8 protein-coding genes, 1 tRNA gene and 1 pseudogene are annotated in these 12,631 nt (G+C 59.5%); 6 read left to right on the top strand and 4 right to left on the bottom strand.

Features of this window, described 5'->3' with window-relative positions; translation table 11 throughout:
• The first annotated feature begins 85 nt into the window (after nt 1-85).
• Nucleotides 86-1,135 carry an HlyD family secretion protein gene (locus B723_RS15830; RefSeq protein ID WP_017339645.1) on the top strand — a complete coding sequence of 350 codons (1,050 nt, stop codon included), beginning with the start codon at nt 86-88 and terminating at the stop codon, nt 1,133-1,135.
• A 49-nt stretch (nt 1,136-1,184) separates the two neighbouring features.
• Entirely contained in the window at nt 1,185-2,675 is a 1,491-nt protein-coding gene (locus tag B723_RS15825; RefSeq protein ID WP_193393025.1) for an MDR family MFS transporter, read from the top strand.
• A 126-nt stretch (nt 2,676-2,801) separates the two neighbouring features.
• Here the strand turns inward: B723_RS15825 and uvrB are convergent, their stop codons facing one another.
• Nucleotides 2,802-4,817: an excinuclease ABC subunit UvrB gene (uvrB, locus tag B723_RS15820; protein WP_017339647.1), complete on the bottom strand. Its 2,016-nt coding sequence runs from the start codon at nt 4,815-4,817 to the stop codon at nt 2,802-2,804.
• 338 nt (nt 4,818-5,155) lie between these two features.
• Between uvrB and B723_RS15815 the strand changes: the two genes are divergently transcribed.
• Both B723_RS15815 and B723_RS15810 read left to right on the top strand, forming a co-directional pair.
• On the top strand, nt 5,156-6,352 hold the full coding sequence (locus B723_RS15815; protein ID WP_017339648.1) for an amino acid aminotransferase: 1,197 nt from the start codon (nt 5,156-5,158) through the stop codon (nt 6,350-6,352).
• A gap of 238 nt (nt 6,353-6,590) precedes the next feature.
• Nucleotides 6,591-6,800, top strand: a complete 210-nt coding sequence (locus B723_RS15810) for a hypothetical protein (RefSeq protein ID WP_017339649.1) — start codon at nt 6,591-6,593, stop codon at nt 6,798-6,800.
• Here B723_RS15810 and B723_RS15805 read toward each other — a convergent pair.
• The gene (locus B723_RS15805; protein WP_008007186.1) at nt 6,797-7,027 is read right to left on the bottom strand and encodes a hypothetical protein; all 231 of its coding nucleotides are present in this window, start codon (nt 7,025-7,027) and stop codon (nt 6,797-6,799) included. The genes B723_RS15810 and B723_RS15805 overlap by 4 nt on opposite strands.
• Before the next feature lie 227 nt (nt 7,028-7,254).
• Here B723_RS15805 and B723_RS15800 point away from each other — a divergent pair.
• Together B723_RS15800 and B723_RS15795 are read left to right on the top strand one after the other, a co-directional pair.
• Nucleotides 7,255-7,330: transfer RNA gene (locus tag B723_RS15800), tRNA-Asn, on the top strand.
• Between the two features lie 158 nt (nt 7,331-7,488).
• Nucleotides 7,489-8,115, top strand: a pseudogene (locus B723_RS15795) (tyrosine-type recombinase/integrase); the annotation flags it as partial.
• A 297-nt stretch (nt 8,116-8,412) separates the two neighbouring features.
• Here B723_RS15795 and B723_RS15790 read toward each other — a convergent pair.
• Entirely contained in the window at nt 8,413-11,499 is a 3,087-nt protein-coding gene (locus B723_RS15790; RefSeq protein ID WP_017339652.1) for an efflux RND transporter permease subunit, read from the bottom strand.
• A complete protein-coding gene (locus B723_RS15785; RefSeq protein WP_017339653.1) occupies nt 11,496-12,617 on the bottom strand; it encodes an efflux RND transporter periplasmic adaptor subunit in 1,122 nt (373 codons plus the stop codon). Before B723_RS15785 ends, B723_RS15790 begins: the two co-directional genes overlap by 4 nt.
• Nucleotides 12,618-12,631: the final 14 nt, after the last annotated feature.

The raw sequence follows: 12,631 nt of genomic DNA, 5'->3' as shown, positions 1-12,631 counted from the left end.
CCGATGGCATTTACCCACTATCGACTGTATGCCAGATTCGCCTGCTGATAACTTTCCTTACAATTTCTCGACTACAGTTTGCCCCATGCCTGCCCAACTCAAGCGTCGCCTGTTTATTTTCCTGTTGATCGTCCTGCTGATTGCCGGCGGCTTCTTTGCCCAGTGGTTCTTCAAGGGACGGTTTTATGAGAGCACCGACAACGCTTACGTCCAGGGCGAGATCACCCGTGTGTCGAGCCAGTTGGGCGCGCGCATCGATCAGGTGCTGGTGCAGGACAACCAGCACGTCGAGAAAGGCCAGTTGCTGATCAAGCTCGAAGGCGATGACTTCCACCTCGCCGTCGACCGCGCCAACGCAGCCCTCGCCACTCGCCAGGCCGAACGCCTGCAAGCCCAGAGCAAACTGACCCAGCAAGCCAGCCTGATTGCCGCGAGCGAGGCGCAAGTGGCCTCCAGTCAAGCCAGCCTCGGTCGCTCGCAAATCGATTTGTCCCGCGCGCAAACCCTTCGCAAACCGGGCTACGTTTCCGAAGAGCGGGTCACCACCCTCTCCGCCGACAACCACATCGCCCGCTCACAGGTAACCAAAGCCCAGGCGGATGCTCAAAGCCAGCGCCAGCAAGTCAATTCCCTGAGCGCCGAAATCAAGCGCCTCGACGCCATGATCGCCAACGCCAAAACCGATCTGGCCCAGGCTGAACTGAACCTGACCCGCAGCGAAATCCACGCCCCCATCAGCGGCCTGATCGGCCAGCGCGCCGCCCGCGAAGGCCAGTATGTGCAGGCCGGCGCTTATTTGCTGTCGATCGTCCCGGATCAGGACATCTGGATTCAGGCGAACTTCAAGGAAACCCAGATCGGCCACATGCAGCCCGGCCAGAAAGCCGAACTGACGTTCGACGCCTACAGCGACACACCGATTGAAGCGCGGGTCGACAGCCTGTTCGCGGCCTCAGGCGCGCAGTTCAGCCTGTTGCCGCCGGACAATGCCACCGGCAATTTCACCAAAGTCGTACAACGGATTCCGGTAAAACTGACGTTCGCCGCGGACAACCCGCTGCACGGAAAGATTCGTCCGGGCATGTCGGTTACCGCCAAAGTGAACATCAAAGACGCCCCTGACGATGGCCGGTGATCAACTGATCCGCCCGGCCGGCGAACCGACCCGGCGGGACTGGATCGCGGTGATGAGTGTGATGCTCGGCGCGTTCATGGCGGTGCTCGACATTCAGATCACCAATTCGTCGCTCAAGGATATTCAGGGCGCGCTGTCGGCGACCCTGGAAGAAGGCTCCTGGATTTCCACGTCGTACCTGGTCGCGGAAATCATCATGATTCCGCTGACGGCGTGGCTGGTGCAGCTGCTCTCGGCGCGTCGACTGGCGGTATGGGTTTCGCTTGGATTCCTTGCCGCGTCCCTGCTCTGCTCGATGGCGTGGAGCCTGGAAAGCATGATCATTTTCCGCGCACTGCAAGGCTTCACCGGCGGCGCGTTGATTCCTCTGGCGTTCACCCTGACGCTGATCAAGCTTCCCGAGCACCACCGCGCCAAAGGCATGGCGATGTTCGCCATGACCGCAACGTTCGCGCCGTCCATCGGACCGACACTCGGCGGCTGGCTGACGGAGAACTGGGGCTGGGAATACATCTTCTACATCAACATCCCGCCGGGCCTGATCATGATCGCCGGCCTGATGTATGGCCTGGAGAAAAAAGAAGCGCACTGGGAACTGCTGAAAAGCACCGACTACACGGGGATTGTCACCCTGGGTATCGGACTCGGTTGTTTGCAGGTGTTTCTGGAAGAAGGCCATCGCAAGGACTGGCTGGAATCGGACCTGATCGTTGCGCTCGGCAGCATCGCCCTGATCAGCCTGATCACCTTTGTGATCGTGCAATTTTCCAAGCCCAACCCGCTGATCAACCTCGGCATCCTGGGCAATCGCAACTTCGGTTTATCGAGTATTTCCAGCCTGGGAATGGGCGTCGGGCTGTACGGCTCGATCTTTCTGTTGCCGCTGTACCTGGCGCAGATCCAGAACTATAACGCCCTGCAGATCGGCGAAGTGATCATGTGGATGGGCGTGCCACAGCTGTTCCTGATTCCGCTGGTGCCCAAGCTGATGAAATACGTCTCGCCGAAATGGCTGTGCACGCTGGGCTTCGGGTTGTTCGGCCTGGCGAGTTTTTCCTCGGGTGTGCTGAACCCGGACTTTGCCGGACCGCAGTTCAATCAGATCCAGATCATCCGCGCACTCGGCCAGCCGCTGATCATGGTGACCATCTCGCTGATCGCCACCGCGTACATCCTGCCGCAGGATGCGGGCTCGGCGTCGAGCCTGTTCAACATCCTGCGCAACCTCGGCGGCGCAATCGGCATCGCCCTCCTCGCCACCTTGCTGGATGCGCGGACCAAGACCTACTTTGATTATTTGCGTGAATCCATCGTGCCGAGCAACCCGCAGGTCGCCGAGCGCATGGCGTCGCTGACCGACCGGTTTGGCAGTGAAACGGCGGCGCTGGGCAAGCTCAGTGAGATCGCCCATCAACAGGCGTCGATCATGGCTTATAACGATGCGTTTCATTTTGTCGGGATTGCGCTGGGGATCAGCATGATTGCGGTGTTGCTGACCAAGCAATTACCGGCGGGGTTGAAGGCTGGCGAGGCGCACTAGTTGAGTATTGTGTCGTCAAGACTGGCCTCATCGCGAGCAGGCTCGCTCCCACATTGGATCGCGCTGACTGGGTCAACTGTGGGAGCGAGCCTGCTCGCGATGGCGGCCTGACAGGCACTGCAAATCTCAAACAGCAATCAACCGCTCCCGCAGCTTGGTAATTTCATCGCGCATCTGCGCCGCCGCTTCGAATTCCAGGTCGCGCGCCAAGGCGTACATCTTCTCTTCCAGGGCCTTGATGCGCTTGGCGACCTCTCCCGGCGAACGCAATTCCGCTTCGTACTTGGCGCTTTCCTCGGCGGCCTTGGCCATGCCCTTGCGCTTCTTGCTGCGCGAGCCTGGCACGGTGGCGCCTTCCATGATGTCGGCAACGTCCTTGAACACACCTTTCGGCGTAATGCCGTTGGCCAGGTTGAAGGCAATCTGCTTGTCGCGTCGACGTTCGGTTTCACCGATGGCCCGCTCCATGGAGCCGGTAATGCGGTCCGCGTACAGAATCGCCCGACCGTTGAGGTTACGCGCCGCGCGACCGATGGTCTGGATCAGCGAGCGCTCGGAACGCAGGAAGCCCTCCTTGTCCGCATCAAGGATCGCCACCAGCGAGACCTCCGGCATGTCCAGGCCTTCACGCAGCAGGTTGATCCCCACCAGCACATCAAAGGTTCCGAGTCGCAAATCGCGAATGATTTCGACCCGTTCCACGGTGTCGATGTCCGAGTGCAGATAACGCACCCGCACGCCGTGGTCGGCCAGGTAATCGGTCAAGTCTTCGGACATGCGCTTGGTCAGCGTGGTGACCAACACCCGCTCTTCGAGGGCGACGCGCTTGGTGATTTCCGACAGCAAATCGTCGACCTGAGTCAGCGCCGGACGGATTTCGATTTGCGGGTCCACGAGACCGGTCGGGCGCACCAGTTGCTCGACCACCCGGCCCGCATGTTCAGCCTCGTAGTTGCCCGGCGTGGCCGAGACAAAAATCGTCTGCGGGCTGATGCCTTCGAACTCGTCGAAACGCATCGGCCGGTTGTCCAGCGCCGAGGGCAGACGGAAGCCGTACTCCACCAGCGTTTCCTTACGTGAGCGGTCGCCCTTATACATGGCACCGACCTGCGGCACGCTGACGTGGGATTCGTCGATCACCAACAAGGCGTCGGCCGGCAAGTAATCGAACAAGGTCGGCGGCGCCTCGCCGGACGCACGGCCCGAGAGGTAGCGCGAGTAGTTTTCGATGCCGTTGCAATAGCCCAGCTCGAGGATCATCTCGAGGTCGAAGCGCGTGCGTTGCTCAAGACGTTGCGCTTCCACCAGTTTGTTGTTGGAGCGCAGGTATTCCAGGCGCTCCTGCAACTCGACCTTGATCCCTTCAATGGCGCCGAGCAGGGTTTCTCGCGGCGTCACGTAGTGGCTTTTCGGGTAGAAGGTGAAGCGCGGCAGCTTGCGAATCACCTCGCCGGTCAGCGGATCGAAGGCCGACAGGCTCTCGACTTCGTCATCGAACAGCTCGATGCGGATCGCTTCGAAATCGGATTCTGCCGGGTGGATGTCGATCACATCACCGCGCACGCGGAAGGTCGCTCGGGCGAAATCCATGTCGTTGCGGGTGTATTGCAGGTCCGCCAGGCGACGCAGTAAAGCGCGCTGATCGAGCTTGTCACCCCGATCCACGTGCAGCACCATTTTCAAATAGGTTTCCGGACTGCCCAGACCATAGATGCACGACACCGTGGTGACGATGATCGCGTCCTTGCGCTCCAGCAACGCTTTGGTCGCCGAGAGTCGCATCTGCTCGATGTGATCGTTGATCGAGGCGTCTTTCTCGATGAAGGTGTCCGAGGACGGCACGTAGGCTTCGGGCTGGTAGTAGTCGTAGTAGGACACGAAGTATTCGACGGCGTTGTTCGGAAAAAACGCCTTGAATTCACCGTACAACTGCGCGGCCAGGGTCTTGTTCGGCGCCAGCACCAGTGTCGGGCGCTGAACCTGGGCGATGACGTTGGCAATGCTGAACGTCTTGCCCGAGCCGGTCACACCGAGCAATGTCTGGTGCGCCAGCCCGGCTTCAATGCCCTCGACCATCAGGCGAATGGCTTCCGGCTGATCGCCGGCGGGCTCGAAGCGGGTGACTAGCTGGAATTCAGACATGAAATACCCTCTGGGTCGCGCCCGTCCGGTCAAGCCGGACAGCTACGAAAAAGACCACAAACGACCGACGTCGCCCGAGGAAAAAACTGGATTGCGCTCAATGTGGAGCCGATTGCCCTCGCTTTCAAGGCAAACGTCCTACATCCCTTGAAGTCTTTGACGGGATCAATCGACTAACGGTCGAAAAATAATCGGGAAAACTTACGGTAAAAGCCAAATCGACTGTCGCCATCAATCGCAGATGACCTCTATACTAGCTCCCCGTTTGTGCACCGCTCTAGTGCATTCGGCTGGAGCGCGACACGTCCCTCCACTCTCCATTCAGAGCCGCCGCAAAAATGAGCCTGTTCTCCGCTGTCGAAATGGCACCACGCGATCCAATCCTGGGCCTCAACGAAGCATTCAACGCCGATACCCGTACCAACAAGGTCAACCTGGGGGTCGGTGTTTACTGCAACGAGGAGGGGCGAATTCCACTCCTGCGCGCCGTTGTCGAAGCCGAGACGATTCGCGTCGCTCAACACGCTTCCCGTGGCTACTTGCCGATCGATGGCATCGCGGCTTACGACCAGGCCGTTCAGAAACTGCTGTTTGGCAATGACTCGCCGCTGATCGCTGCTGGCCGTGTCATCACCACTCAGGCCGTTGGCGGTACTGGCGCACTGAAAATCGGTGCCGACTTCCTCAAGCAACTGCTGCCGAACGCTGTCGTGGCGATCAGCGACCCAAGCTGGGAAAACCACCGCGCGCTGTTCGAAACCGCCGGTTTCCCGGTGCAGAACTATCGCTACTACGACGCCGCGACCCACGACGTTAACCGTGTCGGCCTGCTGGAAGACCTGAACGCCCTGCCGAACGGCTCGATCGTTGTGCTGCACGCCTGCTGCCACAACCCGACCGGCGTGGACCTGAGCCCGGCGGACTGGAAAAACGTTCTGGAAGCCGTGAAGGCCAAGGGTCACGTACCGTTCCTCGACATGGCCTACCAGGGCTTTGGCGATGGCATCGACGAAGACGCCGCCGCCGTGCGTCTGTTCGCTGAATCGGACCTGACCTTCTTCGTTTCCAGCTCGTTCTCCAAATCCTTCTCGCTGTACGGCGAGCGCGTGGGCGCCCTGTCGATCGTCAGCGAATCGAAAGAGGAAAGCGCGCGCGTGCTGTCGCAAGTCAAACGCGTGATCCGCACCAACTACTCCAACCCGCCGACCCACGGTGCAAGCATCGTCGCCGCTGTGCTGAACAGCCCGGAGCTGCGCGCCAAGTGGGAAGAAGAACTGGCCGAAATGCGCCTGCGGATTCGCGGCATGCGCACCCAGATGGTTGACCTGCTGGCGAAAAACGCGCCACAGCGCGATTTCAGCTTTGTGGGGCGTCAGCGCGGCATGTTCTCCTACTCCGGCCTGACGGTTGAGCAAGTCACCCGTCTGCGCAACGAGTTCGGCATCTATGCCCTGGACACCGGCCGCATCTGCGTCGCCGCGTTGAACCAGAACAACATTGATGTCGTGACCAAGGCCATCGTTGCGGTGATCTGAGTCGTACGGTAATACGAAAAACGGGAAGCCTCTGGGCTTCCCGTTTTTTTATTGGCTCAGATAATTCTCAACCTCATGGTCGAGCGCTCTAGACTGCACATCATATTACTGTGGGAGCCGGGCTTGCCCGTGATGGTGGCCGGTCAACCAACAACTGTGTTGAATGTGAGGGCCCTATCGCGGGCCAGCCCGCTTCCACAAGTTCTATGTACATTCCGGAATTCTGACGAGAACCCACATGAAAAACGATGACCTGCGCGCTGAGCGCGATGACCTGGATGACCTGAATGACTTCATCCCCCGCGTCCCGGCCAAACGCAGCAGTAACCTGGTGCTGCAAGTGGCTGCGGGTGTGTTCCTCGGCGGCCTGGCCTTGTGGCTGGTGCAGCTGGGTGCGACGCTGCTTTACGCCAAACTGATGCTCGCCACCGTGACGTTCGGCGGTTAAGCCAGTTCGGTCGCGCGCTGGCTGGCTGCATCGTCATAGGCGACGTACAGCGATTCGGCGACCTGGCTTTTGATGGCCTTGGTGCTTTCCAGGCCCAGGACAAAACCTTCGGCCTTGCCGCCTGCGCGATTCAATTCGTCAGCGGTGCTGGCCTGAGTGATGGCGTCGAACAGTTTTTCGGCGTGCGGACCGACCCCTTTGGGCAGGCTGATCTGAGCGATGCTCATGCGGACACCTCGTTGTTGCGAAGTGTGAGGGCTGGGTGATTCATGGCGCGTACCTTTTCGGCGAATGGCCGGCAGCGCGTGTAACCACTTCCGGGCGGCCATGGTAGACCTCTGGTGCCGTTCTGGTAACCGCCAATCGCCGATAAACCACCGTCCGTCCCGATGAATTCCTCAAGTTGTCAGCAGGTGCTTGACTTCTCTTTTTGAATCAGTAACATACACGCCATTCCGCGATAGCTCAGTTGGTAGAGCAAGTGACTGTTAATCACTGGGTCCCTGGTTCGAGTCCAGGTCGTGGAGCCAGACAAGGTTCGGAGTAGGCTTTCAAAATCTCTGAACACCAAAAACCCGCCTTATGGCGGGTTTTTTCGTTTTGGCGTTCCGTCGGATTCCGGTGGGTGCGCGGCGTTTTAAGGGCAGATCTTGGGATAAAGGTCAGTTCGATAAAAGGGAATACCCTTATGTCGCGCACCACTGCTCCACTCTCCGACTCCGCTTGCCGTTCGGCCAAGCCCAAAGACCGCGCCTACAAGCCTTTCGACGGCGACAGCCTTTACCTTCAAGTCCAACCCAATGGTCGCAAAGGCTGGCGTCTCAGATATGTCAAACCTGACGGACGGGAAGGACTGACCTCATTCGGCAACTACCCTATCGTTGGCCTCGCCGATGCGCGCCGCAAACGCTTGGAGGTGAAGCAAATGCTGGCGGATGGAATTGCCCCCAAATGAGCCAAGAACCAAGCCAGGACGGACGCTCTGATCAAAGGCCGCACCTTTGAAAGCGTTGCGCTGGACCGGCACACGGAAATGTCAGCCAAGTGGGCACCGGACTATTCCAAGACAGTGATGAGTCGCCTCAAAACTCACCTCTTCCCGCTGATCGGCGCTCGCGCCATTGTCGACCTGGAAACCCACGACCTTATGCGGCCCCTGGAAGCGATCAAGAAGCGCGGAACGATAGACATTGCTTTAAGGGTACAAAACTACCTGCAGAGCATCATGCACGAGGCAAAGCGCCTCCGGCTTATCACCGTGGCCTGCAGCGCACTGATCGAGTCAGGTTTGTGGACGGACACAGCCATCGAGCGGCAGATGAGCCACAAGGAACGCGGTAATCTCTGAAGGTGGGACAGCAGAAACAACTATTGCACTGAGTTCACTGCACGCTAGGTAAAAATCGCTACGGTCTGGCGAGCTCACAATCCGGCCATGCCTCAAACAACACCGCCTGCAATGACAGGCTGGAGATAGCCCGTCAAACACAGTTCTTCCCTGGAGCCAGTTGGCCGGAGCCACAAAGGGCGCAGCGGGATCAAACTGCTAAGTAATCTGGGCCAACGAGCTCATATCGATTCTCCTTTTTGAGACGATCCAGACACGCAGGTATCAAGCAACATGAGTGTTCGCTGCAAGCTCATGCGCGGACTCAGGCTTGATCTTGAACCAGAGGGCGTACATCGCTGGCAGGAACACCAGGGTCAGCACGGTGCCAGCAAACGTACCGCCAATCAGGGTGTAGGCCAGCGTTCCCCAGAACACCGAATGGGTCAGCGGAATGAACGCCAGCATCGCCGCCAACGCCGTGAGAATCACTGGCCGTGCACGCTGCACAGTGGCTTCGACCACTGCGTCATAAGGCGACAGACCGGCTTGCTTATTAGAGTGAATCTGGCCAATGAGGATCAGCGTGTTGCGCATCAGAATCCCTGACAAGGCAATCAATCCCACCAAGGCGTTGATCCCGAACGGCTGCTGGAACAGCAGCAGAATTGGCACCACACCAATCAGGCCCAAAGGCGCGGTGGCGAACACCATCATCATTGCCGACATCGAGCGCACCTGAATGATGATGGTCAGCAACATCAGCGCGATCATGATCGGGAACAACGGCAGCAATGCCTTGTTTGCCTTACCCGACTCCTCGATCGCGCCGGCAAACTCAATGCGGTAGCCCGCCGGCAGCTTTTCGATGATGGGTTGCAACTGCGTTATCAAGGCGCTGGAGACATCGGGAGGCTGAAGACCTTCAGCCACGTCACCGCGCACGGTGATGGTCGGCGTCCGATCACGACGCCGCAGGATGGGCTCCTCCATGCGCACATCCACCGCCCCTACCTGGGACAGCGACACGCGCTGGCCTTGGACGCCGGTCAGCGTGAAGGCGGCAATTTTCGACGGATCCAGACGCGTTTCACCCGCCGAGCGAGCCACCACCTGAACCGAACGAATGTCTTCACGCACCTCGGTGACAGGCACCCCCGTAAGCAGGAATTGCAGCTGTTGCGCGACATCGGTCGAGGTCAAGCCGAATGCTTGCAGGCGATCCTGATCCAGCGTGAGATGAAGTGCCGGTGCGCGCTCGCCTAAGTCGGTGTTGACGGTCCTCATCAGGGGGCTGACGCTCATGACCGCACGCACCTGCGCGGCGATATCTCGTAACACCGCGGGGTCGGCGCCCATCACCCGAAAGGCCACCGGATACGGTGAATAAGGACCAAATACCAACTGCGTCACCCGCACCCGAGCTTCAGGCGCCAAGCCATCGGCCGCCGCTTGTCTGAGGCGGAGCTTGAGCGCCTCACGCTCTTGCTGATTCGCGGTCAGGACGACGATTTTTGCGAAGGATGGATCGGGTAGTTCAGGGGCCATCGCCAAGTAGAAGCGCGGCGCGCCCTGGCCAATGTAAGCAGTGACGATCTTGGCCTCCGGCTGCTGAGCCAACCACGCCTCGACCTTGGCCGCCGCCACATCAGTCTGTTCGATAGAGGTGCCGTAAGGCATCTGCACCTCAACCAGCACCTCAGGTCGGTCGGATGTTGGAAAGAACTGCTTCTTGACCACGCCCATGCCCAGAATCGCAACAACAAACAAGCCCACGACGGATGTCGCCACCAGGCCTTTGCGGCGGATCACACTGCCCAACAGGCGCCTGAAACGCCGGTAGTTCGGTGTACCGTAAATCGCCGTATGCCCGCCTTCAGGCACCTTGATCTGCGGCAGCAGTTTGACGCCCAGGTAAGGGGTAAACACCACGGCCACCACCCAGGAAGTGATCAGCGCAATGCCAACGATCCAGAACATGTTCGCGGTGTACTCACCAGCGGTCGACTTGGCAAAACCGTTGGGCATAAAGCCGATCGCCGTCACCAACGTCCCCGACAACATCGGCGCGGCCGTGTGGCTCCAGGCATAAGCGGAGGCCTTGATTCGGTCGTAGCCCTCCTCCATCTTCACCACCATCATTTCAATGGCAATGATTGCATCGTCCACCAGCAGTCCCAGCGCCAGAATCAAAGAGCCCAGGGTAATTCGATCGAAGTCTTTGCCCGTGGCCGCCATGACAATGAACACGGCCGCCAGAGTCAGCGGCACCGCCGCGGCAACCACAACGCCGACACGCCAGCCCATGCTGAGAAAACACACCAGCAGCACCACGCCCAAGGCAGCAAAAAACTTCACCATGAACTCGTTGACGGAGGCGCCAATATTCACCGCCTGATCCGTGACCTTGGTCAGGCTCATGCCCAAAGGCATCTGCTCATTGATCGCTGTTGCCTCAGCATCCAGCGACTTCCCCAAATCCAGGCCGTTCCAGCCATCGCGCATGACCACGCCGAGCAACAGTGCCGGCTCGCCGTTGTTGCGTACCAGGAATGTCGCGGGGTCCTCATAACCGCGCTTGACCTCAGCCACATCGGACAACTTGAGGGTTCTGCCCTGCACTGTCAGCGGGGTATTGCGAATCTTCTGCAGGTCATCAAACGCGCCATCCAGGCGGATGAAAACCTGTGGGCCCTTCGCTTCTACCGAACCTGCCGGGGTTATCATGTTTTGCGTGTTCAGCGCACTGAAGATGTCTCGTGCAGAAATGCCCAGTGTCGCCAGACGCTCGTAGGACAGCTCGACAAAAATGCGCTCGGCCTGTTCACCGATGATGTTGACCTTCTTCACACCCGCCACATGCAGCAGACGCTGGCGCAAGCTCTCGGCTTCGCGCACCAACAGACGTTGGGGCTCGCCCTTGGCCTTGAGCGCATAGAGCGCGAAAGTGACATCGGAATACTCATCATTGACCATCGGGCCGATCACCCCAGACGGCAACCCCTTCTGCTCATCCAGGATTTTCTTGCGCGCCTGGTAAAACTCCTCCTGGACCGCTGAGGGCGGCGTGCTGTCGAGCAGGTACACCGTAGTGAATGCCAAACCGGGCCGGGTAAAGGTCTCGGTCCGATCGTACCAACGCAGCTCCTGCATGCGTTTTTCCAGCTTTTCTACCACCTGGTCTTGCATCTCCTGGGCCGTCGCCCCAGGCCAGGCAGTGACCACCGTCATTTGTTTAATGGTGAATGCGGGATCTTCCGCACGCCCCAGTTTGAAGAAGGCGTACAACCCACCCACAGAAATCAGCAGGATCAAAAACAGGGTGATTGAGCGCTCGCGTACGGCCAGCGCCGAAAGATTGAAGCCGCTCATCGACTTACCTCAACCACTGAATTTTGCGGAGCATCGGCGAGTTCAGTCCTGACCTTCTCTCCCTCGCTCAGCAAGTGAGCACCCAATGCGACAACTCGATCACCCACCTGCAGATCCCCCGTCACGCGCACGCTGGCCTCATTATTCAGGCCGCGAACCTTGATCGGGCGCCATGCCACCTGCTCCGCTTCCCCGCCCACCACCCAGACCCCCGGGCCTTTACCAGCGTCGTAGAGGGCCCCCATGGGCACCTGTAATTCCTTGGCATCAGCAACATCCGTGTCAGCGATAACCACTGAGATCGTCGATCCGAGGGTGGCGTTGGAGAGTGCCCCCTCCAGCACATAACGCGCTTCAAACGTTCGGGTCTGTCGGTCGGCAGAGTCGGACAACTGGCGTAACCGCGCTTTACCTGCAGTCTGGTGCTGGCTGTATAGCTCAACCGTCGCCGCCGAGCCCAGCGCAGGACGTAGCGTCTCGGGTAACTGGATCACGGCCTCGCGCTGCCCTGAATGGGCAACGCGTACCACCACCTGCCCTGCGCCAACTACCTGCCCCGGCTCCGCCAAGGTATCCACTACCACCCCGTCAGCATCCGCCAGCAACGTCGAATAACCGGTCGCGTTTTTCGCCACATCAGCCTGGGCCTGGGCAGCGTTGAGTTGGGCTTTCGCCGAGTCGGCAGCTGCTTTGAACCCTGCGTAAGCTGAAGCAGATACCGCTCCGACGGACACCAGATCACGGTAGCGAAGCTCGTCATCGGAGGCCTGCCGAGCTCGGGCCATGGCGGCCAGTACCGCTTCCTGCTGTGCCCGCGCGGTCAGCGTCAGGTCGTTGGCATCGATTCGCATAAGTGGCTGCCCGCGCTTGACACTCTGTCCAGCATCCACCAAACGCTCCAAGACCTTCCCAGGTACCCGAAAACCGAGATCGCTCTGAACTCGGGCCGCGACGATACCGGTGAATACCCGTGCCGCAGGCGCGGAGGGTTGAACCACGCCGATGCGCACCAAGGGCACTTGAAGGCGAGGATCGGCAGGCGTGGTCTCGTTGCAGGCCGCTAGGGCAAACGGCAACAAGACAATGAAAATGGCTGACATGCGGTGGCGCTGGATCATAAAGACCTCTCGGT

Source organism: Pseudomonas fluorescens NCIMB 11764 (assembly GCF_000293885.2).
In the GTDB taxonomy this organism is placed as follows: Bacteria; Pseudomonadota; Gammaproteobacteria; order Pseudomonadales; family Pseudomonadaceae; genus Aquipseudomonas; species Aquipseudomonas fluorescens_B.
The sequence above is the reverse complement of the archived record's forward strand: the minus strand, read 5'-3'. Positions and strand labels throughout refer to the sequence as shown.

What these genes read in the sequence shown, in the direction of transcription:
- B723_RS15830 (WP_017339645.1), top strand. Translation starts at nt 86, where the DNA reads ATGCCTGCCCAACTCAAGCGTCGCCTGTTTATTTTCCTGTTGATCGTC.
- uvrB (WP_017339647.1), bottom strand. Translation starts at nt 4,817, where the DNA reads ATGTCTGAATTCCAGCTAGTCACCCGCTTCGAGCCCGCCGGCGATCAG.
- B723_RS15815 (WP_017339648.1), top strand. Translation starts at nt 5,156, where the DNA reads ATGAGCCTGTTCTCCGCTGTCGAAATGGCACCACGCGATCCAATCCTG.
- B723_RS15810 (WP_017339649.1), top strand. Translation starts at nt 6,591, where the DNA reads ATGAAAAACGATGACCTGCGCGCTGAGCGCGATGACCTGGATGACCTG.
- B723_RS15805 (WP_008007186.1), bottom strand. Translation starts at nt 7,027, where the DNA reads ATGAGCATCGCTCAGATCAGCCTGCCCAAAGGGGTCGGTCCGCACGCC.
- B723_RS15790 (WP_017339652.1), bottom strand. Translation starts at nt 11,499, where the DNA reads ATGAGCGGCTTCAATCTTTCGGCGCTGGCCGTACGCGAGCGCTCAATC.
- B723_RS15785 (WP_017339653.1), bottom strand. Translation starts at nt 12,617, where the DNA reads ATGATCCAGCGCCACCGCATGTCAGCCATTTTCATTGTCTTGTTGCCG.